Genomic DNA, 24,696 nt, shown 5'->3' on the forward strand with positions numbered 1-24,696 from the left:
CGGCTCAGACGAGGAGTTCGACTTCGTAGCCCGCGGCCTCCATGCGGTCGAGGAGGCCGGCGACGTGTTCTTCGCCGCGCGTTTCGAGGTCGAGTTCCACCTCGGCGGCGTTCATCGCGATGTCGCGGTTCGTCCGGTCGTGCTGGATGGCGTAGATGTTCGTGCGCTCCTCCGTGAGAATCTCGAGGAGGTCTTCGAGCGCGCCCGGCCGGTCTTTTAACACCGTTCGGAGCTTCACGTAGCGCCCCTGGTCGACGAGACCGCGCATCACGACGGTCGTCAGGAGGTTCAAGTCCATGTTCCCGCCGGAGAGCACCGGCGCGATAACCTCGTCCTCCTCGTAGACGAACTTCCCCTCGAGCAGCGCGGCGAGCGGCACCGCGCCCGCGCCCTCGACCATCGTCTTCCCGCGCTCTAAGAGGTAGACGACGGCTTTCGCGATTTCGCCGTCGGAGACGGTGACGACTTCGTCGACGCGCTCGCGGATGACGGGGAAGGTGTTCGCGCCCGCGCTCCGCACGGCGATGCCGTCCGCGATGGTGTCGACGCTCCCCAGCGTCTGGCGCTCGCCCTTCTTCAGGCTGTCCGCGACGCTCGACGCCCCTTCGGCCTGCACGCCGACGACGCGCACGTCCGGTTTCCGCGCTTTCACCGCCGTCGCGATACCCGAGATGAGCCCGCCGCCGCCGATGGGGACGACCACCGTCTCGACCTCCGGGAGGTCGTCGAGGATTTCGAGCCCGATAGTCCCCTGTCCCGCCATGACGTCCTCGTCGTCGAACGCGTGCACGTACGTCCGCCCCTCCGCCTCCTCCAGCTCGTGCGCCTCGTCCTGCGCCTCGTTGTAGTCGACGCCGTGTAAGAGGACTTCCGCGCCGTACGCGCGCGTCGCCTTCACCTTCGAGATGGGCGCGGTCTCCGGCATCACGACCTTCGCGTCGACGCCGGACCGCGTCGCCGCGAGCGCGACGCCCTGCGCGTGGTTCCCCGCCGACGCCGTCACCACGCCCGCGTCCTGCTCTGCGTCCGTCAGCGTCCGAATTCGGTTCGTCGCGCCCCGAATCTTGAACGAACCCGTCCGCTGGAAGTTCTCCAGCTTCATGTGCACTTCCGCCCCCGACATCGAAGAGAACGTGTGCGTGTAGTCCAGCGGCGTGTGGCGGGCGACGTCGGCCACGCGGTCCTGCGCCGCGAGCACGTCGTCGAGTTCGAGCATACCCCGACTTTACCGCGGGCTCTCTAACGGTTTGTGGTTCCGCAGAAACGGGGAGGTGCGGGCGTGTGACGCACCCGACGATTGGGAGTATCCGCGCCTCGAACTTAAACCCGACCCAAGCAGAGTGAAAGTGAAACCCTGCGCCGTCGACACCGCCGTCCCGCCCCACGAGCCGCCTCGTTCACGGCGACTCTACATCCACCACGCCCCGACGCACCTGACACCACCACCGACACCACACCCCGTCGCCGCGTCCGCCGTCGCTATCGAGCCGCGGGGCACTGCGTGCCGCTACCAGTATCCCTATTCGCGCGCCGCGCGGCTACGGAAACGTGCAGGGTCGGCTCTTCCGGACGTGGCGGCGCGTCCTCGCTCTCGCCTGGCCGGTGATGACGGAGCAGACGCTCCGCACGCTCATGCGGACCGTCGACGTCCTCGTCACCGCCACCTTCTCCCCCGTCGCCGTCGTCGCGGTCGGCCTCGCCGACCTCTACGGCCGCATCCCGCTCCGCGTCGGCATCGGCCTCGGCGCGGCCGCTATCGCGCTCTCCAGTCAGGACACCGGCGCGGGTGCGGACGCCAACCGTGACAGCGCCGTCAGCGCCGCGCTCGCCATGGGCGTCCTCGCCGGTGTCCCGGTCGCGCTCGCCGGCGTCTTCTTCGGCGTTCCCCTCATCGGCGTCTTCGGCGCGGACGCCGACACCGCCGCGCTCGGCGCGACCTACCTCGGCATCGTTCTCGCCACCGCCCCGGCCCGCCACGTCTCCATCATCTCCGCCCGCGCGCTCCAAGGAACGGGTGACACCCGCACCCCGATGTACGTCAACTTCGTCGCCAACGGGCTCAACATCACTGGTTCGCTCACGCTCGGCCTCGGCCTCTTCGGCCTCCCCCGCCTCCAGGTCGTCGGCGTCGCCGCCGCTACCGCCACCGCCAACCTCGTGTCCGCTGCACTTCTCGTCGCCACTACCTACACCTCGCGGACCCCCATCCGCCTCGTTCGCCCCAGAGACCTCCGCGTCGCCCGTCAGCTCGTCTCCCTCGCCGTCCCCAAAATCGCCGAGGGCCTCTCCAGCACTGTCGCCGAGTTCCCCTTCAACGCGGTTCTCCTCGGCTTCGGCACGCCCGTCAACGCCGGCTTCCAGATCGGCCGCCGCGTCTACCAGCAGGTCACCGGCCCGCTCTCTCGCGGCTACCGGACCGCGGTCAGCGTCCTCGTCGGGCACGCGCTCGGCGACGCCGACCCCGGCGAGGCCCGCTACCTCGGCTGGTCCGTCACCCTCCTCGGCGTCCTCACCGTCGGCGGCGTCGGCGTCCTCACCGTCCATTACGCCGACTCTCTCGTCGCTCTCCTCGCCGCCGGGTCCCCCGAGGCGCTGCCGTACGCCGCCGATTTCGCGCGCGTCTACGGTATCACGGCTGGCTTCGTCGTCGCCTTCACCGTTCTCTCCGGCGCGCTCAACGGCGCGAGCGAGACCCGCATTCCGTTCGCCGCTCGCCTCACCGGCGTCTTCGGCGGGATGCTCGGCGTCACTTACCTCCTCGGCGTTCGCGCCGGCTGGGGCCCGCTCGGTGCCTACGCCGGTATCGCCGTCCAGTACGTCTGGATGGCCGCCGTCGCCGCCTTCGGCTTCCACTTCTCCGACTGGGCCGCTCGCGCCGCCGACATGATGGCCGCCCGCGGCACCCCCGCCGGCGACGACTGACCCGCCTCGTCACGACGGCAACGCGACGACACCGAACCTGCCACCCTACTCCGCGGGCCGTTCGTCGCGCTCGGCGAGGTAGTCTTTGATGACGTCGTCGTCGAGGTGGTCGAGGAGGCGGCGGTGTGCGCGCTCTCGGAGCGCCTCGACCGCCTCGTCCGTGCGCTTCGTCTCGAACGCCGCGTCGATGTAGGTCTCGCGGAGCTCGTCGAGGTCCACGCCCTCGGCCGGCTCGTAGTCCTCGGGAATCTCGCTCTCGAACCACTCGCGCCAGCGCGGGCGTTCGGCCCAGTCGCCCGTGAACTCGCTCTCCGAGCGCAGCCAGTCGTAGTGTTCGGCGAGCGCGGGCGGATACCCCTCTCTCTCGCGGTCGTCCTTGATGAGGCGGCGGGCGACGTGTGCGCCCTGACCGGCGGCGACGACGGCTTGGGCGTTCCGCTGGCCGGCGGGGGCGACGACGTAGAGGCCGTCGACGGGCGTGCGGCCGTCGGCGTCGACGTAGTCCGGATCGAAGTGCTCGTGTTCGTCGCCGTCGTGCTCGTGCGCCTCGAACGCCTCGCCGCCCGTGAGCGGTCGGAGGTACTCGCCGTCGTACCAGGACGCCGCGACGACGTAGCGCGCCGCGACCTCGCGGCCCTCTTGCGTCTCGACGACGAACCCCTCGCTCTCTCCGTGGTCGACGGATTCGACCATGTCCGGAACGACGTCGCAGCCGGCCGTCTCGGCGTGGTCGTGGAGGAGGTCGGTGAACGTCTCGATGTCGATGCCCGCGGGGAACCCCGGGTAGTTCGCGAGGAACGCCGAGCGCGGGAGCGCGGCGACGCCGCGGTCGAACACCCGCGTCTCGAAGCCGTAGCGCGCCAGGAAGACGCCCGCGGAACAGCCGGACGGGCCGCCGCCCACCACGACGACGTCCACGTCGAACGCGTCGCCCGTCATCGTCGACCCTCCGTCCTCGCTGGGACGTTCGTGCGTGCGTTGCGTCCGTCGGTAGCCGACCGTGACTCCATAGTTTTAGGCACACCTAAACAAATATGGTTCTTTCGGCATCCGTGAGTGCCCTACACCGGGTTGGTCAGATCGCCTCAAACGGCCGACCGGCCCACCGGCACTCGAGCGCGAACGCGACAGAGAACCAACAGCCGTCGGTTACGCGGCTTTTTTCTTAACGCGCGTGCGTCCCGGAGCGTCGCGATTCTACCGCTCGTCGATGGGCGTCCAGGACTGGTCTTTCGCGCCGGCGTAGCGGGCGCGCGGGCGGATGAGGCGATTGTCCTCGTACTGTTCGAGGACGTGTGCGACCCAGCCGCCGGCGCGCGACATCGCGAAGATGGGCGTGTAGATGTCGACGGGGATGCCCATCTGGTAGTAGGTGGTGGCGGAGTAGAAGTCGACGTTCGGCGCGAGACCCTTCTCTTCCTTCATGTAGTTCTCGATGGCGGCGCTCATCTCGTACCACTTCTTGTCGCCGGCGGCCTCGCCGAGCTCCTCGGACTGCTCGCCGAGAATCTTCGCGCGCGGGTCCTTGACGTTGTAGACGCGGTGGCCGAACCCGGCGACGCGCTCGCCGTTGTCGAGGGCGTCCTCGACCCACTGGACGGGGTCTTTGCCGGACGCGTCGACCTCTTCGAGCATCCGCATGACGTTCGCGTTCGCGCCGCCGTGCAGGCTGCCGGAGAGCGTGCCGACCGCCGAGGTGACGGCGGAGTGGACGTCGGCGAGCGTAGAGGCGGTGACCATCGCGGAGAACGTGGAGGCGTTCAGGCCGTGGTCGGCGTGCAGGACGAGCGCCTGGTCGAAGACGTCGGCGGCGACCTCGGTTGGCTCCTCGCCGTTCAGCATGTAGAGGAAGTTCGCGGCGTGGTCGAGGTCCTCGCGGGGCTCGACGGGGTCCTCGCCGTTCCGGATGCGCGTGAACGCCGCGACCACCGTCGGGAGTTTCGCCGTGATGCGCTTCCCCTTCGCGAGGTTCGCGGCCTCGTCGGTCGGGTCGGCGTCCGCGTCCGGGTCGGCCGCGGAGAGCGAGGACGTCGCCGTGCGGAGCGCCGCCATCGGCTCCTCGTCCGCCTCGGCGAGCGACCGCACGAGCTCCTGTGTCTCCGCGCTCAGCGCGCGTTCCTCGGCCATGTCCGTGCGGAACGCGTCGAGCTCCTCGCGCGTCGGGAGCTCACCGTGCCAGAGCAGATAGAGGACTTCCTCGTAGGTCGCGTTCGCCGCGAGGTCCTCGATGGTGTACCCGCGGTAGACGAGCTTCCCGACGTCCCCGTCGATGTAGCTCAGCGACGATTCGGCGACGAGGACGCCTTCGAGACCCTTCTTCAGTTCGTCGGACATACCCCGCGGTTCGCAATCCGTCAGAAAAGTACCTTCGGTTTTCAGGTATCCGTTCGTCGATCGTCGAGGGGTGGGGTCGATACGACCCGGTTCGGCAGACGGGGCAGTGCCGATACGACCCGGTTCGGCAGACGGGGCAGTGCCGATACGACCCGGTTCGGCAGACGGGGCAGTGTCGGTGCGAACGTTTTTCGGGGCTGCGAGCGCACGCAGAGGTATGGCCGGCCGCGTCGCGTACGAACCCGCGAGCGTGAAAGACCTCCTCGTGGAGATGAAGGACACGGCGGAGCTCCTCATCGACCTCTCGTACTCCGCCGTCCTCCACGGGAGCGACGACATCGCCGCGGAAGTCCTCAAGCTCGAAGAGCGGATGGACGTCCTCCAGCTGCGCGCGCGCATGAGCCTCATGATGGCAGCGCGCAACCCCGAGGACGCCGAGACGCTCGCGCCGGTGTTAGGAATCGTCGGCGCGGCCGAGAAGATTAGCGACGCCGCCGGCGACATCGCGAAAGTCGTCGTCGAGGACATGGGCGTCCCCGAGGCGATTCGCACCGCGCTCCCCGAAGCCGTCGAGTCCGTCGCGCGCGCCTACCTCGACGCCGCCTCCGAGTACGCCACGCGCACGCTCGGCGACGTCAACCTCGAAACCGAGACGGGCGTCCGCGTCATCGCCATCCGGCGCGGCGACGCCGACACCGAGTGGCTCCTCAACCCCGACGCCGAGACGACCCTCCAGCCCGACGACGTCCTCTTCCTCCGCGGCGTCGAGGACGGCCTCGCCGACGTCTACGAGGCCGCGACCGGCGCGGACTACGAGCCCGCCGCGCACGTCGAACCCGACATCGCCGACCTCGAACGCGCCGTCGACTCGCTCGTCATGATGAAGAACATGAGCGAACTCGCCGTCGACCTCGCCTACGGCGCGGTGCTCTTCGACTCCGAGGAGATCGCCGCCGAAGTCGTCGAACTCGAAGCCGAGGTCGACGCGCTCAAGACGCGCTTCGAGGCGTGGGTGCTCCGCGCCGCCGCCGACGTCCACGACCCGGTCAGCCTCCGCGGCCTCGTCCACCTCGCGAACGCCACGGAAGTCATCAGCGACGCCGCCCTCGAAATCTCCGAAGGCGTGCTCCGCGGCCTCGACACTCACGTCGTCGTCCAGGAAGCGGTCGAGGAGTCCGACGAAGTCATCGTCCGCGAGACCGTCGAACCCGGGAGCGACCTCGACGGCCGCACGCTCGGCGACGCCGACGTCGAGACCGAGACGGGGATGCGCGTCATCGCCGTCCGCCGCCCCGAGGAGTACGACGCCGGCCGCGGCCTCGAACGCGACGGCGAGGACCGCTGGGTCGTCCAACCCGGCCCCGACACCACCGTCTACGCGGGCGACGTCCTCCTCGCGAAAGGCACGCGCGCCGGCGCGGACCGCCTCGCCGACGCCACCAGCTAACACTCGCTGACGCCGCTTCCTGACGCTCCCCCTCGGCGGGTCTCGCCGCCACCGTCTCGCGAGCGACCGAACCGCTTACGGCGCTCGCCGTGGGTCTTCGGGTATGACAGTGACGTTCGGGTCGGCGTCGGCCGACCCCGGCGAGATGGACGTCGGGCGGTTGACGGTCGGCGAGACGCGGGACGGGTCGTCGTTCGGGCTGCCGGTCGCGGTCGTGAACGGTGCGGGCGACGGGAAGACGCTCTACGTGCAGGCGGCGAGCGACGGCGACGAGCTGAACGGCGTCGGCGTGGTGAACCGCCTCGTCCCACAGCTCGACCCCGCGGCCCTCTCGGGGACGGTGCTCGTGACGGGGATCACGAACTGGCACGCGTTCCAGGTCGCCGAACACCGGAACCCCATCGACGACACGAAGATGAATCGGGCGTACCCCGGCGACCCGAACGGGTCGTCCTCCGAGCGCATCGCGGCGGCGACGCTGGACGCGGCCGCCGACGCCGACTTCATCCTCGACCTCCACCAGGGGTCGACGAGCCGAATGCTGAACGAGGTGCGGGTGCGCTGTGGCCGCCACCACCGCCTCCACAAGGCCTGCCTCGAACTCGCGCAGGTCTTCGACTGCGGGTACGTCCTCGACCAGAAAGGGCCGAACGGCCAGCTCGCTCGCGTCGGCCCCGACGAGGGCGTCCCCACTATCGACCCCGAACTCGGCGGCTGCGTCGGCTGGGACGAGGAATCCATCGAGTACGGCGTCCGCGGCGTCTGGAACGTCCTCGAGTACTACGGGTTCGTCGAGGGCGACGCGGGGCCGGTGACGCAGACGCGCGCGACCGGGTTCGACCGCTACGGGTCGCCGGCCGGCGGGCTCGTCCAGTTCGAAGCCGACCTCGGGGACGCCGTCCGCGTCGGCGACGTCCTCTTCCGCGTCACCGACGTCTTCGGCCGCCTGAAGGCCGAGGTGACGGCGGACGGCGACGGCGTCTTCTGGCGCTCCCGCCGCCTCCCGCAGGTCGCCACCGGCGAGTACGTCTGCTCGGTCGGCACGGGCGTCACCGAATACTGATGCGCGACGACGCCCGCTCGCTCGTCTGCCCGGACTGCGGGGCGACCTACGACGCCGGCCCCGACGAGCCCTGGCGGTGTACCTGTGGCAGTCCGCTCGAATTCGACTGGACGCCCGACCCGCCCGCAGAACCCAATATCGACTCTCGGGAGGGGCTGTGGGCGTTCCGCGACCTCCTCCCCGTCGCCCCCCGCGTCACCTTCGACGAGCAGTGGACGCCGCTCGCCGACGCTCCCGCGTGGAGCGCGGACTTCAAGCTCGACTACACCCACCCGTCAGGAAGCTTCAAGGACCGCGGCGCGACGGCGACGCTCTCTCGCGCCGCCGAACTCGGCGTCGAGCGAGTGGTGGAGGACTCGTCGGGGAACGCGGGCGCGGCCGTCGCGCAGTACGCCGCCCGGGCGGGCGTCGACGCCGACATCTACGTCCCGGCGGACGCGAAACCCTCGAAGCTCCGCGCCATCGAGGCGGCCGGTGCGACGCCCGTGCGAGTCGAGGGGAGCAGACAGGACGTCACCGACGCGTGCGTCGCGGCCGTCGAGGACGGGGACGCGTGGTACGCGAGCCACGCGTGGAACCCCGCGTTCTTCGCGGGGACGTCGACGTTCGCGTTCGAACTCGCGGCGCAGCGGGACTGGGACATCCCAGACGCGATCGTCCTCCCGCTCGGCCACGGCACGCTCTTCCTCGGCGCATACCGCGGATTCTCGCTCCTCCGCGACGCCGGCTGGACAGCGGGAATCCCCAGACTGCTCGGCGTGCAGGCCGCCGGCGTCTCTCCGATCGCGGACGCCCTCCACGGCCCGCGCGGCGGCGCGAACGACGTCGCCGACGGCATCCAGATCGAACAGCCGGTTCGCGGCGCGGAGATTCGCCGCGCCATCGAAGCCACCGGGGGTGACGCAATCGCGGTGACGAGCGAGGAGACCGACGCCGCTCTCGACCGCCTCCACGCCCGCGGGTTCTACGTCGAGCCGACGAGCGCCGCCGGCCCCGCCGGTCTCCGCCGCTACCGCGACCGCGGCGTTCTCGACGAGGGCGACGACGTCGTCGTCCCGCTCACGGGCAGCGGCCTAAAAGCGTAGAGCGTCGGCTCGCCGGGGCACGGGAACCGCGAGAACAAGGCGTCGAACTTTCGAACTTATCGCATCTCGTCGAGGTCGACGAAGGCGTCGTCGCGCGCGGACAGCCACGTCGTGACGAGGGTGTCGTCGTCGGCGTCGGCCGGGTGGATGGTGCAGAGTTCCTCGTCGTCGTAGCGCTCGATGCGCGCGTCGAGTTCGAGGGCGTCGTGGTCGCCGCGCGCGGGGTCGCGCCGGCGGGACGCGTCGAGCGGGGGACGCTCGATACGGCTCATGCGAACACCGCCTCCGGGGGGCTGGGTGCGAGGGGCATCGCGTACCTCCCTCTTTCCGACCGCAGTATATATGTTCGGCGGCCGGTTCAGAAATTAAACCGAAATTCTATAAGTGGGATTGGGTAGCGGTTCATCCTTCGGGGTGAGTGGGCGCGTCGAACCCGCCGCGGACGAGCGGTTTCGCGACGTGCCGGCGCGCACACGGCGGCACCTCGTACCAGCCGGGCGCGAGGTCGCGAGCAACCACCCGTCGATCCTTCTCCGCGCGCCGCGTGCCACAGTCCCGACACCGGTAGCCCTGGCTCCGGCCGGCGGACTCCATCCGCGACCCGCACTCCGGGCAGTCGGGGACGACGCGCTCCACGACGTCGAGGCCGTGCACGCGGAACTTCTCGAGTTTCAGCGTTCCCTCCGTGAACTCGCCGCAGACGGTGAGGTCGTCGCCGGGGCGGAGCGCGCGCACGCGGTCGCGAAAGCGCTTCGTCGGCTCGAACGCGACACAGGAAAGCGTCTCCTCGCCGTCGCGGAGGTCGACGAAGACGTGGCCGCCCTCGCGCGTCTCGGGGGCGCTCGCCACCGCTCCGCGGACGCGATACCCCCGGCCGTCCGCGAGGTCGCCCATCTCCCCGTCGCGGAGGTGGGCGTCGGTCCCCTGGTTCGTGACGAAGAGCCGGGCGTCGTGGACGGGTTCGGCGTCGATGGCGTCCGCGGCCGCGCGGCACGCGTCCGGGTCGTCGCCGCGGACCGCGTGGAGGACGGGACCGGGCGTGTGCGGCACGCAGACGGCTTCCGCCTCTCCGCGGTCGACGGTGTCCCACACATCGGGGTAGGCGGCGTCCGCCGCCGCGAACACGGAGGCGTCGTCGACGTCTCTCGGGGTGCCCCAGCGCTCGGGCGCGCGGTAGGAGATCTGCTCGTACGTCCAGTCGTCGAACGCCCGCCACGCGCCGACGGCGGCGAGCGCGCCCACTTGGCCGCGGCCCGACTTCCACCCCTCGCGCTCGAACCCCGCGTCGTCGGCGAGCGCGACCGCGTCCGCGACGTCGAGGTCCTCGCGGAGCGCGCGCCGCGCCCACTCGGCGACAGTATCCGTAACGTCTCCGGGGTCGCCGGGCGCGACGACGACGCCGGGGTTCGTCCGGTCGTCGGCGACCTCGGCCGCGTCGCTCACGTGCTCGCGTGCGACCGCGAGCGCCGCCGCAACGGGCGCGTCTGTGTGCACCGCGAGCGCCGCGTTCCCCCGCGTCTTGTACGGGACGGCGGGGTTCAAGCGCACGAGGAGGCAGCGCTCGACGCCGTGCCCGCGCTCGCGGAGCGCCCGCGCGACCCGCGACGCGACGTACGTCGTACACATCCCCCGCGTCCGCGAATCCGTATCATCCAGACCGACGACAGTCACGCCCGAGCGTTCGACGCACGCCCGCTAACGCCTTTCGCTCTCCTTCAACTCGGCCTCACCCCCACCCCCGGCCGCCGCCTCCGCCTCACGTCCTGTCGCCGTCGCCGAATCTCCCGCCTCCGGACGACACAAACCATATATGGCGTGAATGGCCTATGAATGGGTATGTCCAGGGAGGCGCTCATCGGGAACGTCACCGCGATGCTCAGTGACGCCGGCTTCACGGTGAGTGACCAGTGCGTCATTCGCCCGAAGAGCTTCGACGTCGCGGCGCGCCGCGGCGAGGACCTCGTCCTCCTGAAGGTCCTCGGTAACATCGACGCCTTCGACGGCCCGACCGGCGCGGAGATGCGTCGCCTCGGAACCTACCTCCAGGGAACCCCCATCGTCATCGGGCTCCGCACCCGCAACCAGGACCTCAAACCCGGCGTCGTCTACTTCCGCCACGGCGTCCCCGTGATGAGCCCCGACACCGCCATGGACCTCTTCTTAGAGGGCGTCCCGCCGCTCGTCTACGCCGCCCCCGGCGGCCTCTACGTCAGCATCGACGCCGACGTCGTCCACGACGAGCGCGAAGAGCGCGGCTGGAGCCTCGGCCGCCTCGCGAACGAGCTCGGCGTCTCCCGGCGCACCGTCGCGAAGTACGAGGACGGCATGAACGCCTCCGTCGAGGTCGCCATGCAGCTCGAAGACCTCTTCGGGGACGGCCTCACCAGCCCCGTCGACGTCCTCGACGGCGCGGAGGACGTCCACGACGCCGAGCCCACGCCCGACGACCCGGACGCCGAACCCGAAGACCAACCCATCATCACCGTCCTCACCATGGCCGGCTTCGACGTCCACCCCACCGTCCGCGCGCCCTTCAAAGCCGTCGGCGAGGGCGAACGCCGCAGCGAGCGGCTCCTCACCGGCCACTCCGCATTCACCGAATCCGCCGTCAAACGCGCCCGCATCATGAGCTCGCTCAGCCGCGTCACCCGCACCCGCTCCGTCTACTTCGTCGACAAGGCCAAACGCGACTCCATCGAGGGCACCGCCATCATCGAACGCGACGAAGTCGAGGACATCCGCGACCCCGAGGACTTCCGCGACCTCCTCAAAGAACGCGCCGACGCCACCGAAGCTTAAGCCTGAATCTTCGCCGTTAATCGTTCTCTCCCGGTGTTGTCATCGTGCTTCTAACCATGTAACGAGTGGACTACACTGAGTTGTCCAGCTCACCGCCAGCACTATTTTTCAGTGACGTTCTGACGTCTACACTCGTACGGTACGTGCGCTTGTTGTCATCCACTGCTATGCTGAAAGTGAAGACTCCGCTGCTGCCTTCTCTCATCAGATTACCGAGATCGCTATCTCGGACAATAAATGGGAGGATGGCGGTCCGAGCGTCCGTACGCCCAGATAGGATACGCCCATGGTAGTCAGTCCGAGATCTAAATTCAATTCTCGCTGTATCATCCTCGTAGAACCGCTCAAGCACGATTTTATATACACTATCGGTGGGGTCTGTGACAACGATATTATCACCCCTCACGTTCACGACTGCTTCGTCCAAGCATACTTCACAAATGACGCCATCGCGCCAGCCCTCGTTAGATGACTGCACCTGACACCTCCGAGACCAGACAGGGACGTCATCGATGACAGTATCACGCCATTCTGAGTCCTCGATGACTTCTGACCGAGATAGCGATATTCGGGACTTGTTTCCCCAGACATAGCGGTAATAGATACCACATAGACCCAACAAACTCGCTCCGGAACCGATCATCGTCCAAGTCAATCCACTAAGCACAACGCCGCTAAATCATCGCGGAATCACTATGGGTATGTCGTTCGCGCTCTCAATCTCGCACAGAATCGGTCGAAGAATATGCTGAGGGGTGAGTAGTCGGTTGGATTTCGAACATCGACTCTGTCTCGCTACCGAAGAACAAAATCTGGTCGTCGTCGCGTCCCGTGACTCCGCTTACGCGCCGTATTCGGTTTCGAGGTATTCGACGATATCGTCGCTCTCGGGCATCCCCTCGATGCCGTTCGTGTTGTCGACGAGCACCGGAACGCCCGTCTGCCCGCTCACCTTCTCGACTTCCGTGCGCTCGGGGTGCGGCGACGGGACGGTGTGCTCTTCGTAGTCGAGGTCGAGTTCGTCGAGTTTCGTCTCGACTTTCGCGCAGAACGGACAGCCGGGCAGGACGTAGAGTTCGAGGTCTGGTTCGCTCACACTCTCTCTACGCTGCCGAGCGCCTTGGGGCCTGCGGTGGCGGCGACGGAGGACGAGACAGCCGACGTTCAGTAGCCGACGACACAACCACGGCGGGGTGGGAATCGAAAGGGGGCGAGTTCTCGGCCGGTCCGCGGGACCCCTATCGTGAGCCGAAGGCGAACGATATGTCCCGCAGAGCGTCCGAGAAGGAGCGGGCTTTCGGAGACGTCGTTTACCTCAACGAATCCGTTTTCAGGGAGCGGGCTTTCGGAGACGTCGTTCACCTCAACGAATCCGTTTTTAGGGAGCGGGCTTTCGGAAACATCGGAAGAATGAGCGTCGGCGGCGAGTCAGTGCGTGACTACTCCTAGACGGCGTTCTGGAGGATGCCGCCGGTGCGGACGACGAAGTAGATGACGAAGAGGATGGCGAGGATCCACTGGCCGGGGGAGACGTCGTCGGCGTCGCCGGTGGCGGCTTTGACGATGGGGTAGGAGATGATGCCGGCGGCGATGCCGTAGGCGATGCTGTAGGTGAACGGCATGATGATGATGGTGAGGGCGGCGGGGACGCTGTTGGTGATGTCGCTCCAGTCGACTTCGGTGACGTTGCCGAGCATGAGGACGGCGACGACGACGAGGGCGATGTGGCTCGCGTACTGGGGGATGACGGCGGCGAGCGGGACGAAGACGAGGGAGACGAGGAAGAGGAGGGCGACGGTGAGCGCGGTCATTCCGGTGCGGCCGCCTTCTTCGACGCCGGTGGCGGACTCGACGTAGGTGGTGACGGTGGAGGTCCCGAGGATGCCGCCGAGGGTGGTGCCGACGGCGTCGGCCATGAGGGGTTTGTCGGCGTCGGGGAGGTTGCCGTCTTCGTCGAGGAAGTCGCCGGATTGGCCGACGCCGACGAGCGTCCCAGCGGTATCGAAGAAGTCGACGAAGAAGAAGGTGAAGACGATGAGCGCGAAGCCGAACGGTTCGACGTTCGAGAAGCCGGAGAGGAACGCGCCGACGAGCGGCGTGATGTCGTACTGGGCGGCGGGGAGCGCGTTCGCGTTGAAGCCGCCGGACTGGACCCAGCCGCCGATGAGCGTGCCGGGGGAGACGAGGCCGGCGAGCGTCGCGAGGACGCCGATGACGGTCGTGCCGAGGATACCGATGATGATGGAGCCGGTGACGTCGCGGGCGTAGAGCGCGAGCGTGACGAAGAGGCCGACGGTGGCGAGCATCGCGACGGGGTTGCTCGCGATGTTGCCGAGGGTGACGAGCGTCGCGTCGTCGTTCACGACGATGCCCATCGCTTGCAGGCCGATGATGGCGAGGAAGAGCCCGATACCCGTGCCGACCGCGAACTTCACGGGTTCGGGGAAGAGCTTGATGACGTACTCGCGAGCGCCGACGGCGGTGAGGACGATGAAGATGACGCCTTCGGTGACGACGGCGGCGAGCGCGGTCTGCCACGGGATGCCGAGGCCGAGGACGACCGTGAACGCGAAGAAGGCGTTCAGGCCGAGGCCGGGCGCGAGGCCGAACGGCCGGTTCGCGTAGAACGCCATCACGAACATCGCGACGGCGGACGCGATGAGGGTGACGACGGCGACCATCTGCACGACCTGGTCCTGCGTGTAGCCGGATATCTGGATGGCGTTCGCGAGAATCGTCGGGTTGACGACGACGATGTAGGACATCGCGAGGAACGTCGTCAGGCCGGCGAGGAGTTCGGTGCGGAGGTCCGTGTCGTGTTTGGCGAACCCGAAGTAGTCGGCGAGGGAGTCTGTGAGCCCCATGTTGGACGTTCAAGCGTATCCGCCGAGCCGTACTTAATATTTACCACTCTCTTGCGCGACTAGCGCAAAAATACGGACGAAGTTCCAATTGGATGGGCATGTTTGTGCCTAGTTGCGCGGCCGGGTTCGTGTCTAGTCGAGGCGGACGAGGGCGTCGGTGGGCGCGTCAGTGCGGGCGCGAGCGCGGTCGATGCCTTCGTCCCCGGCGGCGATGAGCGCGAAGACGCCGCCGACGTCGGCGTCCGCCGTATCGGTGATGTCGAGGAGGAGTTCTTGGGTCTCGCCGGAGCGGATGAGGTCGTCGACGACGAGCACGGTCTCGCCGGCGTCGATGGCGGACGCAGGGAGGTAGTAGGTGAGTTCGATGCCGGATTCGAGGCGCTGGCGCGCCTCGATGAAGTCGTCGACGGCGGTCTCCTTCGACTTCTTCGCGTACGCACACCGCGCGCCGTAGTAGGAGGCGAGCGCGGCGGCGAGCGTGATGCCGTCGGTCGCCGCGGTCAGCACGACGTCGGGCGTGTCGAAGTCGAAGGATTCGGCGGCGACGGGCGCGACGAGGTCGAGGAAGGGCTGGTCGAAGACGACGCCGGAGTTGTCGACGTAGCCCTCGTCGTCGACGCGAACGCGGTCTTCGAGTTCGTTCGCGAGCGTCTCGCGGCCGACGCTGTCCACGACGTCGCGCGCGCGGTCGGCGCTCGGGAGGACGTGGCCGTTCACGTAGCGGTTCAGGTCGCCGGCGGGGAGGTCGGTCTCTGCGGCGAGTTCGTCGTACGTCCGCGTCTCCTTGAGGGTGCGGAGGACGGAGACCGCCTGCAGCTGCAGTGCGGCCTTCTCTGCGCGGTTCATACGCGTCTATTCACGTTTCCGCAACCATGAATATCTCGGATTCGTCCGGGAGCTAAAAGGACACCTCCGTGGGAATCCGTTTCAGGCGTCGTCGAGGAGGTCGGACGCCGTGACGAGCGCCTCCATCTCGACGCCGTGCTCGGCGAGCAGCTCCTCGCCGCCCTCCTCGCGGTCCACGACGATGAGCGCGCGGTTCACCTCAGCGCCCGCGTCGCGCAGCGCCTCGACGGCGTCAACCGCGGACTGGCCGGTCGTGGCGATGTCCTCCACGACGACGACCTCCTCGCCGTCGTCGAGGCGGCCCTCGATGCGCTTCGCCGTACCGTACTCTTTCGCCTTCTTCCGCGCGATGACGTACGGCACGTCCGCGGTGATGGCCGTCGCCGCCGCGAGCGGCACGCCGCCGAGCGCGACGCCTGCGAGCTTCGCGTCGTCCTCGACACGCTCGTCGAAGGCTTCCGCGATGAGTCGGAGACACGTCGGGTCCGTCTCGAAGAGATACTTGTCCACGTAGTACTCCGACGTCCCGCCGTGCGACAGCTCGAACTCGCCGAACTGGACGGCGTCGGCGTCTCTGAGCGCCGCGATGAGTTCCTCGTTCGCCATTAGGAGAACCCGTGGCTCGCGCGGGCATAAGAGATTCGTGTTCCGGCGAAACACTTTCCACGGCGGACGGTACTGATGAGGTATGCGACGAGGGAGCGATGGAGACGATCCGCGGCCCTACGCTCACCTTGCAGACTCCCGTGAGACCGTCACCGAGCAGGACGACGCCGCCCTTCGTACGGCAGTCTCCGAGGCGAGGCTGACGATCGACCACCAGATCGATTCGCTGGACGATATCGACACCAAGGCCGTTCGTCTCATTCGCGTCAACGTAATTCTCCTCGGTCTCATTCTCACGGCACTAAGCTTCGCCACCCGGTCGACATCTCTCTCCGTCACCGATTTCATCAACGTCCGATTCGGTGCCGGAATCACGCTCCTCCTCGGATCGACTGCCGTGGCCGCGCTGACGTACACCGCCTCGGACTACCGGGTCGGCCTCAGCGCTGAGAACATCGAACAGATCCATTCACTCTCGCTCACGGACGAAGAACTCCAGCGAGTGCTCAGTAACAGCTATCGGGACTGGATCAAGCACAACGAAGGGACGAATATCCGAAACACCCCTTGGATCACGCTCACCTTGTTCTTCTTGGTCGCGGCGATCACGTACCTCTCGCTCGGGTGTTATTACGCGATTGTCGGACCGCTCCCCGTCTGGGCCGACGCGCTCGTGATTCTCTCCCTCTGCGTCTTCCTCTTCGGGACGCAGTTCCACTCCCAACTTTCCGACTGGTGGGATGAAGTCACTCCCCTCCGCGACCGGTGAAGCGCGGTGTCCGCTTCTCGCGTACCGCCCGTTTTTCCGTCCCGAAGCTATTTGCGGGAACAGGCCGTACGAGCCGATAGAGATGGACTCAGAGAAACGATCCCGCGACCGGAAGAAAAAGATCGCGGAGCTGAGCTTCGACGGCCAGCGCGTGTCGAAAGGTCGTCGTCGGGACGATAGCGACGACGAGTAAGTCGTCCTACCACGGTTCTTCTTTGTAGCCGAGATAGTACGCGCCGACGTTGGTGGTGACGTGGAGGACGGGAGTGAGAACGAGGATGGCGAGGAGGACGGGGAGGGTGAAGGTGGCGGCGAACCACTCTGGGGCGCTGAGGGCGGTGAGGGCGAGGGCGACGACGACGAAGTCGAGCTGGTCGAGGAGGGGGAAGGACGCGCCGCGTTCGCGGCCGGTGCGTCGCTTGACGAAGGAGGCGAGGATGTCGCCGAGCATCGCGCCGGCGGGGAGGGCGACGACGGCGGCGAGCGGGAACCAGGGCAGTGAGACGCCGAGCGCGGCCGAGGCGGCGGGGCGGACGGCGTCGAGCGCGAGCGCGAGGAGCGCGCCGGCGGCGACGCCGACGGCGGTGCCGCGCCACGTCTTCCCGTCGCCGAGGAGGCGTCGTCCGCCGAGCGTACGGCCGGCGTCGATGGGGCGGCCGCCGCCGGCGAGGACGGCGGCGTTGTTGGGGACGTACGCCGGGAGCATCACCCACAACGCGGTGGCGACGACGGCGAGCGGATTCATGTCCGGGGCGACGCGGCGGGCGGAAATAAAGGCGGGGAATCGCAGCGTTCCGGACGGGGCCGTCCGATGGGGTCGACGCTGCGGGTCGCGGAGCGCGAGGAACCCCCGTTCGCCGCGCGCGCCGTCCTCAGCTAGAAAAGCACTACACTGAAGCCCCCGGCCGCCGTCGGTTCCTATCAACTGAATGTCCTCCTGGAAGCGTGACGTCGCGTCCGGCCTCATCGTCCTCGTCCCCATTCTCGTCACGCTCTACATCGTCTACTGGCTCTACCAGGCCATCGCGGGCCTGCCGTTCCTCGCGAACACGAACCTCCATCCGGCGACGCGCGTCCTCCTGACGCTCGTCATCTTCGTCCTCCTCGTGTTCGCCATCGGCTACCTCATGCGGACCGCGCTCGGCACGTTCGTCGAGGCGCAGATCGACGACCTCATCAACCGCCTCCCCGGGCTCCGCGTCGTCTACAACGCCTCGAAGATGGCGGTCGAAACCGCGCTCTCCGACGGCAGCGAGTTCCAGCGCCCCGTCAAGATCGAGACGTGGCCCGGCCACCGCATGACCGCGTTCAAGACCGGGAAGACCACCGAGGACGGCCGCGAAGTCCTCTTCATCCCCACCAGCCCCAACATCACTACCGGCTTCGTCGTCGAAGTCGACCCCGACGACATCGTCGAGACCGACGAGAACGTCGAAGACGCCCTCACGCGCGTCCTCTCCGCCGGCTTCGGCGAGAGCGAACGCGACGTCGACGTTCAAGACGTCCTCGGCGACGAATAGAGCCGAGCTGACGATCTCTTGTCGCCCTGTCCTGTGGTTCCCGCGTACTTGATGCTCGGTTAGAGGCGGGCCTCGACTTCGACGTCTCCGAACGCCCGCTCGCCCTCGGCGGTTCCGTGCGACATATCCGTCGCTGGCGCTCCGGATAGAGGTCTCACGGAACCGCCGACGACTCGCCCCCGCTCGATTTCCCAGCCAGGGTGGTCGTTCGAACTGCGGACCCTCGCCGGCTCGTCAATCCCCAGAAACGGCCGACTGAACGAACCGGTTTCGAGCGTTCGCGCGACGAGTGGCCCGGAGGGCCCGGTAGTCGCGCGATTCACTCGCCGCGAAGCGGCGAGGCCCGAGCGACCCCGGGAGTCCGCGCGAGCAAAGCGAGTGCGGGCAAGGAGGAGCGAAGCTCCGACTGAGCGGGGTCGCGACGGGCTTTTAGTGACGGTTTTTATCGAGCGAGTCGCGAAGCGACTCGCTTGCAGTAAAAACGTTCAGAGGTAGGTGAACCAGTCGTCGTGGGCGTCGGTTTCGCGTTCGACGAGGTCGAAGAAGGCCTGTTGGAGGTCTTCGGTGACGGGGCCGCGGGTGCCTTCGCCGATAGTGACGTTGTCGACCTGCTTGATGGGGGTGACTTCGGCGGCACTACCGGTAAAGAAGAGCTCGTCGGCGGTGTTGAGCTGGCCGCGGGAGATGGAGACGTTGTCGTGGACCTCGTAGCCGCGTTCTTCGGCGAGGGTGATGACGGCGTCGCGCGTGATGCCGTCGAGGATGGACTCGCTGAGGCCGGGGGTGTAGATTTCGCCGTCGTTGACCATGAAGATGTTCTCGCCCGGGCCTTCGGCGACGTTCCCTTCCTTGTTCAGGACGATGGCTTCCTGGTAGCCGTTGCGGCGGGCTTCCTCGCCGGCGAGGAGGCTGTTGACGTAGAGACCGGTGGTCTTGGCGTTCGTCGGAATCTGACTGGAGGCGTGTTTCCGCCAGCTGGAGACCATGACGTCGATGCCGTTCTTGAGGGCGTCCTCGCCGAGGTACGCGCCCCACGGCCACGCGGCGATGGTGACGTCGGTCGGGCAGTCGCCGGGGGAGACGCCGAGGCTCTTGTAGCCGTAGTAGGCGATGGGCCGGATGTAGCAGGACTTGAGGTCGTTCCGCCGCACGGTCTCCAGGGTCGCCTCAGTGAGTTCTTCGCGGGAGAACGGAATCTCCATGTCGTAGGGCTTCGCGGACTGGAAGAACCGGTCGAGGTGGTCCTCCCAGCGGAAGATGGCGGTGCCTTCCTGGGTGTCGTAGGCGCGGACGCCCTCGAAGATTCCCGTCCCGTAGTGGAGGCCGTGCGAGAGGACGTGGACGTTCGCGTCGTCCCAGTCGACGAACTCGCCGTTCATCCAGATGGTGTCGAGGGAGTCGCGCTCCGCCCGCATCTCGTCGAATCCTGGCATACGACTACGTTAACCGAATCGGTCCTTAACGATTTCCGTCCGGCTGCGCTCCTCAGTGACTGGTCCGTTTTCACTGCGTCTCCCGTCGTCGACGACGCCTCGAAAGCCCCTCGCAGCGTCGCGAGCCCCTTTCGGTCCCGCCCGGAGTGGCCGGACGATTGCGCTGGTTCGTCGGCGGTGTCGGCCTTGGTTCGCCGGCGGCGTCGTCGCTGTCGCTCGTCGAGAACTTGTGGGCGAGGCGCGTGGTGGCGTGGTCCGCTGGAGAAGCGAGCGTGGTCAGGCGAGGGCGGCTTTGAGTTCGGTGCCGGTGACGTAGACGAGGCCGTGGCGGTCGGCGTAGGCGGCGGCGTCGTCGGGGGAGAGCGCCGCGCCGGTCTCGTCGTCGAGCATCTCGCAGACGACGGCGGCGGGGGCGCGGCCGGCGGCGCGAGCGAGGGCGACGCCGTACTCGGTGTGGCCGTCGCGGTCGGCGAGGAGGCCGGGGGCGGCGCGGAGGAGGAAGACGTGGCCGGGCGTCCGGAACTCGGCGGCGAAGTCGGTCGCGTCGGGGGTTTCGGCGGCGCGCGCGACCTCGGTGATGGTGAGCGCGCGGTCCTCGTCGGTGATCCCCGTGTAGGTGTCGCGGTGGTTGACGGGGAGGCTGAAGGAGGCGCGGTCGTCGTATTCGAGGTCGCCGCTCTCGCTCGCGGGGTGGTCGAGGCTCTCTTGGAGGAAGGGGAGGCCGAAGGCGTCGGCGATGTCGTCGCTGAGCGCGACGCAGATGAGGCCGCCGGCGTCGTTCCGGAGGCGCGCGACGTCGCCGGGGGTGACGGCGTCGGCGGGGTAGATGAGGTCGACTTCGCCCTCGCGGTCGTCGGCGTCGTAGACGAGCACGGGCTTCCCGTCGCGGAAGGCGGCGATGGCGTCGGCGGCGGCGGTGGATTCGCTGGCCGCCACGGCTAGTCCTCCCGCGGGGTGACGCGCACGGCGACGGTGTCGTCGTCGACGAGGCCGAGTTCGTCGCGGAGTTTCTCGGGCGCGATGATTTCGAGTTTGCTCTCGTCGTGGTGGGTGCGGTCGGGGACGATGACGTGTGCGGGCGCGAACGCATCGCCTTCGGTGTTCTCGACCGTGCAGGGGTAGCAGGACGCCGAGCCGTAGGTGCGTTCTTCGTCCTCCCAGGCGTCGATGGGGACGGCGTCGAGGCGCTCCATCGCGGCGCGCTCCCGCCGGCTTTGCTCCGTTAGTTCGACGTTCAGCGTGCCGGGATAGGGGTCGTAGCCGAGTTTCTCGTTGAACTGGCGGTTGTAGCCGGAGAGGCTGATGTAGTGTCGGCCTTCGCCCATCCCGCCCGTGACGGTTCCGTGGAGGGTGACGTCGGTCGGGCCGTCGAAGATGCGGCGGTAGTCCTCGTACTCGTGTTGGAGGGCGCGTTCGCCGGCGTCAGTGATGTCGACGAGCTGGCCGTCGGTGACGAGGTCGCGTTCGACGAACCCGGCGTCCTCCAGCGCTTGGAGGCGGCGCGAGGCGGTCTGGTTCGAGGCGTCGAGGCGGCCGGCGAGGTCGGAGCAGGAGACTTTCACTTCGCCGCGGAGGCCGCCGTCGAGCGCGAGCAGTTTGAGGACGGCGAGTTCGTCGTACCCGACGTCGGCGTCCATGCGCTGAGCCATACTGGGAGAATTCTCGGCCCGCGCCCATAACCCTACCGGAAATGATAACCATCCCAGAAACGGAAACGATTGCCTCGGCTACGCCCAGAACTCCGAGTCCGGCCGGAGCTTCGGCACCCACGTGTCCTCGGTCTTCGAGAGCAAGGAGACCCGAGAGGCCTCCTGCGTGAACCGGTGGTCGAACCCGTCCATGTATTCTTGCACGTCGCTCGCGAATTCGTCGACGCGCTCCGGCGACGGCATCGACTCCCGGCTCAACCGCCCCCGCGAGTGCCCGACGTGCATGTACCCCTTCATCTCGACGAAGTCCGGGTCCGCGCGCTCGTAGAAGCCCGCGTACCAGTCCGGATTTCTCATATTTTCGCCCTCGACGAGCGTCGTCCGCAACACCGTCCGCGTCTCCTCCTTCCCGTGCAGGACGTCCATCGTCTCCACGAGGTTCTCCCACGCGTCGTCCTCCATCGCCCCGACGACGTCGTCGAACGTCGCGCGCTCCGGCGCATCCACAGAGACGTAGAGCTGCGTCGGGTCACACTCTCGCAGGACTTCCGGACGTGTTCCGTTCGACACGAGGAACGTCGTGAGCCCGCGGTCGTGGAAGGCCTCTAGGAGTTCGGGGAGGTAGGGGTAGAGCGTGGGTTCGCCGTCGAGGCTGATGGCGACGTGCCGGGGCTCCATCGCCTCCTCGAAGCGTTCGCGGGGGACCTCGTCGTTTCCGCCGAACCCCGAGAGGAGTTTCTTCTGGAGCTCGATGGAGGCGTCGACGACGGCCTCCGGGTCGTCCCACTCGACGCCGTCGAGCTCGTAGGCGTGGCCGTTGTGGTCCCGCCAGCAGAACACGCAGCGCTCGTTGCACCGAACGACGGGCGTCATCTGGATGCACTGGTGCGACCGGATGCCGTACCAGGCGTGTTTGTAGCAGGTGCCCTCGCCGCGGAGCGCGTTCGCCGTCCACCCGCACGTCTGCGCTGCCGTATGTCCCTCGTGGTGGTAGTTCGGCGAGTCGACCTGCTGTGGCATACCGCGTAGAAGGGGCGCGGAGAAGGAAAAACGTGGCGTCACGCGCCGCCGCGCGTCGGGTGGCTTTACGGCGCTCTGTGCCCACAGTCCAGCTATGACCGCGCCCACCGTCGTCACGCTCCTGCCGTCCGCGACGGAAACCGCCTACGCGCTCGGCGTCGAACCCGCCGCCGTCAGCCACGAATGCACCTACCCGCCCGCGGCCGCCGACCGCCCGCGCGCCACCGCCTGCCGCGTCGACCCGAATGCCGACTCCGAGACCATCAACGCCCAGCTCGACGCCGACGACCCCATCTACGAGGTCCACGAGGACGTCCTCGAACGCGTCGACCCCGACCTCGTCGTCACGCAGGGCGTCTGCGACGTCTGCGCCGTCGACTCGGCGTTCGTCGCCGACGCCGTCGCCGCCCTCGACCTCGACTGCGAGCTACTCACGACCGACTCGCACTCGCTCGACGGCGTGCTCGACGACGTCGAACGCATCGGCACCGCGCTCGGACGAGAACGGAAGGCCGCCGACCTCGTCGCCGACCTCGACGCCCGCGTCGAGCGCGTCCGCGACGCCACGCGCGACCTCGACGAGCGGCGGTGTCTCGTCCTCGACTGGATGACGCCGCCGATGGTCGCCGGCCACTGGGTCCCCGAACTCGTCGACCTCGCCGGCGGCGAGTACGGCATCACCGACGCCGGCGCGTACAGCGGCCCCGAGGACTTCCAGGACATCGTGGACTTCGACCCCGAGACGCTCGTCGTCGCGCCCTGCGGCTACTCGCCCGCGCACACGCGCCGCGACCTCGACGAACTCCGCGAACGCGACGGCTGGGACGACATCACCGCCGTGCAGGAAGACGACGTGCACGTGATGGACGGCGACGTGTTGAACTGCCCGAGCCCCCGCCTCGTCGACGCGCTGGAAGACCTCGCCGGAATCCTCCATCCGGACGCTCTCGACGACGAGGGACGCTCGCGCCGCACGCCGGCCGCTAGTCGCTGACGATTCGGCGGCGGAGTGCCACGGCCACGGCGGCGACGGCGACGAGCAGGAGGGCCGCGCTGACTCCGACGGCGGCGGCGGACCAGATGAGCGACGAACCCATGTTTTCGTCTCCGACGCCCGTCGTCTGCGCGCCGATGGTCGGCGTGGCGGTCTCCGCGACGAGCGCGCCGTTCCGCGCGTACGGCTCGTCGGCGTCGGGGTCGAAGTCGCCGTTCCCGTTCGTGTCGTTGTAGGCGACGACGCGGAGCGTCGTCTCGCCCGCGAGCCCGTCGGGCAGGTCGATGCGGACGCCGCCGTCGGTCTCGATGGGGTCGTCCGGCGCGACGAGCGCGCTGTGCCCGAGCCGGGTGCCGTTTTGCTCGGCGACGAAGAACGCGTGCGCACCGACCGGCGCGCGGTAGGAGACGTCGAGTTCGCCCGCGACGGGCGCGGTGTCGGCGACGGATTCGATGGTCGGCACGGCGCGCTCGACGTCGACTGTCGCGGTGTCCGTCGCGGCGTCCGGCGACCGCGGGTTCACGGCGACGGAGAGCGTTCGACTGCCGACGCGGCCGGGCGTCCGGCCGGGGAGCGACACGACGGCGTAGTCGTTCTCGGCGAGGGCGTACGAGCGGTCGAGGTCGATTACGGCGACGCCGCTCCCGGTCGTGGTGACGTTCGCCACGGGCGCGCGAGTCAGGTTCCCACTGATGCTCAGGTTCACGCTGGCGGCTCGTCCGTCGATGCGGAGTCCGGTGTGGCGCGCGTCTATCGCCAGCGCGGACACCGTGAGCGGGCCGGACGCCGGAACCGTCACCCGGTAGGTGGTGGTGACGTTCCGCGTGGCCGGCGTGGCTCCCGCCGCGACGTTCCCGAGCGCGGGGTCGTCGCCGGCGAAGAAGAACGTTCGCGTCGCGTTCGTCGCGAGCCGCCGGTCGGCCGCCGGGTCGAAGGCGCGGTCGCCGTCGTCCACGTACGCGGTCACGGTGAGCGTGCGGAGGCCGGCGAGGTCGTCGACGGGGACGCGGCGGCCGTCGACGGCGCTCCCGGCGCGCGTCTCGACCGGGCCGGTGTGCCCGACGAACGCGCCGTCGGCGTCCCGGAGCGCGAAGAACACGGTCGCGTTCGCCTGCGCGCTGTAGCCGACGCGTATCGTCGGGTCGCGGCCGTGTTCGACCGGCGACGAGACGGTGTGGAAACCGAGGCCGCTCACGGCCTCGACGTCCTCGCTGGCTCCCGAGCCGGCGGCGACGCCCGGCGCTGCACCGGCCGCGAACGCGACGCAGACGACGACCGCGAGGAGGGTGCGACGCATACCGGACCGTATCTCTCTCGTGGTATGTGCCTTCGGGGTAGTTTCAAC

General features: G+C 68.3%; 23 protein-coding genes. 8 read left to right on the forward strand and 15 right to left on the reverse strand.

The annotated features are described in order from the left end of the window. Positions 1–4 precede the first annotated feature (4 nt). Positions 5–1,216: a threonine ammonia-lyase gene (gene ilvA, locus IEY26_RS01860; RefSeq protein WP_188975268.1), complete on the reverse strand. Its 1,212-nt coding sequence runs from the start codon at positions 1,214–1,216 to the stop codon at positions 5–7. 332 nt (positions 1,217–1,548) lie between these two features. On the opposite strand from ilvA, the gene IEY26_RS01865 reads away from it, so the two are divergent. Continuing rightward, entirely contained in the window at positions 1,549–2,922 is a 1,374-nt protein-coding gene (locus IEY26_RS01865) for an MATE family efflux transporter (RefSeq protein ID WP_229773885.1), read from the forward strand. 45 nt (positions 2,923–2,967) lie between these two features. On the opposite strand, the gene IEY26_RS01870 is transcribed toward IEY26_RS01865, so the two are convergent. Both IEY26_RS01870 and citZ read right to left on the reverse strand, forming a co-directional pair. Beyond that, positions 2,968–3,861, reverse strand: coding sequence for an FAD-dependent monooxygenase (locus IEY26_RS01870; RefSeq protein ID WP_188975270.1), 894 nt, complete (start codon positions 3,859–3,861; stop codon positions 2,968–2,970). A gap of 258 nt (positions 3,862–4,119) precedes the next feature. After that, entirely contained in the window at positions 4,120–5,256 is a 1,137-nt protein-coding gene (gene citZ, locus IEY26_RS01875) for a citrate synthase (protein ID WP_188975272.1), read from the reverse strand. Positions 5,257–5,473: 217 nt separating this feature from the next. Here citZ and IEY26_RS01880 point away from each other — a divergent pair, with 217 nt between their 5' ends. The 3 genes from IEY26_RS01880 (at position 5,474) to IEY26_RS01890 (ending at position 8,851) form a co-directional block, all read left to right on the forward strand. Beyond that, positions 5,474–6,703, forward strand: coding sequence for a potassium channel family protein (locus IEY26_RS01880; protein ID WP_188975275.1), 1,230 nt, complete (start codon positions 5,474–5,476; stop codon positions 6,701–6,703). Between the two features lie 103 nt (positions 6,704–6,806). After that, complete coding sequence (locus IEY26_RS01885) at positions 6,807–7,766, forward strand: succinylglutamate desuccinylase/aspartoacylase family protein (protein ID WP_188975277.1); 960 nt, start codon at positions 6,807–6,809, stop codon at positions 7,764–7,766. Further along, positions 7,766–8,851 carry a pyridoxal-phosphate dependent enzyme gene (locus tag IEY26_RS01890; RefSeq protein WP_188975279.1) on the forward strand — a complete coding sequence of 362 codons (1,086 nt, stop codon included), beginning with the start codon at positions 7,766–7,768 and terminating at the stop codon, positions 8,849–8,851. Before IEY26_RS01885 ends, IEY26_RS01890 begins: the two co-directional genes overlap by 1 nt. Positions 8,852–8,907: 56 nt before the next feature. On the opposite strand, the gene IEY26_RS01895 is transcribed toward IEY26_RS01890, so the two are convergent. Both IEY26_RS01895 and IEY26_RS01900 read right to left on the reverse strand, forming a co-directional pair. Next, positions 8,908–9,123, reverse strand: a complete 216-nt coding sequence (locus tag IEY26_RS01895; protein WP_188977140.1) for a DUF7511 domain-containing protein — start codon at positions 9,121–9,123, stop codon at positions 8,908–8,910. 130 nt (positions 9,124–9,253) lie between these two features. Further along, entirely contained in the window at positions 9,254–10,522 is a 1,269-nt protein-coding gene (locus IEY26_RS01900) for a tRNA(Ile)(2)-agmatinylcytidine synthase (protein ID WP_188975281.1), read from the reverse strand. Positions 10,523–10,687: 165 nt separating this feature from the next. On the opposite strand from IEY26_RS01900, the gene IEY26_RS01905 reads away from it, so the two are divergent. Beyond that, positions 10,688–11,650 (forward strand): transcriptional regulator, encoded by a 963-nt coding sequence (locus IEY26_RS01905; RefSeq protein WP_188975283.1) that lies wholly within the window; start codon positions 10,688–10,690, stop codon positions 11,648–11,650. Positions 11,651–12,491: 841 nt separating this feature from the next. Here the strand turns inward: IEY26_RS01905 and IEY26_RS01910 are convergent. The 4 genes from IEY26_RS01910 to pyrE form a co-directional block, all read right to left on the reverse strand. After that, complete coding sequence (locus IEY26_RS01910; protein WP_188975285.1) at positions 12,492–12,746, reverse strand: glutathione S-transferase N-terminal domain-containing protein; 255 nt, start codon at positions 12,744–12,746, stop codon at positions 12,492–12,494. A 349-nt stretch (positions 12,747–13,095) separates the two neighbouring features. After that, positions 13,096–14,514 (reverse strand): NCS2 family permease, encoded by a 1,419-nt coding sequence (locus tag IEY26_RS01915; protein WP_188975287.1) that lies wholly within the window; start codon positions 14,512–14,514, stop codon positions 13,096–13,098. Positions 14,515–14,646: 132 nt separating this feature from the next. Continuing rightward, a complete protein-coding gene (locus IEY26_RS01920; RefSeq protein ID WP_188975289.1) occupies positions 14,647–15,360 on the reverse strand; it encodes a phosphoribosyltransferase family protein in 714 nt (237 codons plus the stop codon). Positions 15,361–15,441: 81 nt separating this feature from the next. After that, positions 15,442–15,966 carry an orotate phosphoribosyltransferase gene (gene pyrE, locus IEY26_RS01925; protein ID WP_188975291.1) on the reverse strand — a complete coding sequence of 175 codons (525 nt, stop codon included), beginning with the start codon at positions 15,964–15,966 and terminating at the stop codon, positions 15,442–15,444. A gap of 82 nt (positions 15,967–16,048) precedes the next feature. Here pyrE and IEY26_RS01930 point away from each other — a divergent pair, with 82 nt between their 5' ends. Then, positions 16,049–16,735 carry a hypothetical protein gene (locus IEY26_RS01930; RefSeq protein ID WP_188975293.1) on the forward strand — a complete coding sequence of 229 codons (687 nt, stop codon included), beginning with the start codon at positions 16,049–16,051 and terminating at the stop codon, positions 16,733–16,735. Between the two features lie 199 nt (positions 16,736–16,934). Here IEY26_RS01930 and IEY26_RS01935 read toward each other — a convergent pair whose 3' ends face one another. Next, the gene (locus IEY26_RS01935) at positions 16,935–17,480 is read right to left on the reverse strand and encodes a CDP-2,3-bis-(O-geranylgeranyl)-sn-glycerol synthase (RefSeq protein WP_188975295.1); all 546 of its coding nucleotides are present in this window, start codon (positions 17,478–17,480) and stop codon (positions 16,935–16,937) included. Positions 17,481–17,664: 184 nt separating this feature from the next. Here IEY26_RS01935 and IEY26_RS01940 point away from each other — a divergent pair, with 184 nt between their 5' ends. Next, on the forward strand, positions 17,665–18,255 hold the full coding sequence (locus IEY26_RS01940) for a DUF502 domain-containing protein (protein WP_188975297.1): 591 nt from the start codon (positions 17,665–17,667) through the stop codon (positions 18,253–18,255). Between the two features lie 485 nt (positions 18,256–18,740). Here IEY26_RS01940 and IEY26_RS01945 read toward each other — a convergent pair whose 3' ends face one another. The 4 genes from IEY26_RS01945 to twy1 form a co-directional block, all read right to left on the reverse strand. Beyond that, complete coding sequence (locus tag IEY26_RS01945; RefSeq protein WP_229773889.1) at positions 18,741–19,688, reverse strand: branched-chain amino acid transaminase; 948 nt, start codon at positions 19,686–19,688, stop codon at positions 18,741–18,743. Between the two features lie 276 nt (positions 19,689–19,964). After that, positions 19,965–20,624 carry a 3,4-dihydroxy-2-butanone-4-phosphate synthase gene (ribB, locus tag IEY26_RS01950; protein WP_188975299.1) on the reverse strand — a complete coding sequence of 220 codons (660 nt, stop codon included), beginning with the start codon at positions 20,622–20,624 and terminating at the stop codon, positions 19,965–19,967. A gap of 2 nt (positions 20,625–20,626) precedes the next feature. Beyond that, a complete protein-coding gene (locus tag IEY26_RS01955) occupies positions 20,627–21,337 on the reverse strand; it encodes a DUF120 domain-containing protein (protein WP_188975300.1) in 711 nt (236 codons plus the stop codon). Between the two features lie 78 nt (positions 21,338–21,415). Further along, entirely contained in the window at positions 21,416–22,357 is a 942-nt protein-coding gene (twy1, locus tag IEY26_RS01960) for a 4-demethylwyosine synthase TYW1 (RefSeq protein ID WP_188975302.1), read from the reverse strand. A 94-nt stretch (positions 22,358–22,451) separates the two neighbouring features. On the opposite strand from twy1, the gene IEY26_RS01965 reads away from it, so the two are divergent. Further along, a complete protein-coding gene (locus tag IEY26_RS01965) occupies positions 22,452–23,351 on the forward strand; it encodes an ABC transporter substrate-binding protein (RefSeq protein WP_188975304.1) in 900 nt (299 codons plus the stop codon). Here the strand turns inward: IEY26_RS01965 and IEY26_RS01970 are convergent. Further along, complete coding sequence (locus tag IEY26_RS01970; protein ID WP_188975306.1) at positions 23,341–24,648, reverse strand: DUF7282 domain-containing protein; 1,308 nt, start codon at positions 24,646–24,648, stop codon at positions 23,341–23,343. The genes IEY26_RS01965 and IEY26_RS01970 overlap by 11 nt on opposite strands. Positions 24,649–24,696 lie beyond the last annotated feature (48 nt).

Origin of the sequence: Halocalculus aciditolerans, assembly GCF_014647475.1 — an archaeon.
Taxonomy (GTDB): domain Archaea; phylum Halobacteriota; class Halobacteria; order Halobacteriales; family Halobacteriaceae; genus Halocalculus; species Halocalculus aciditolerans.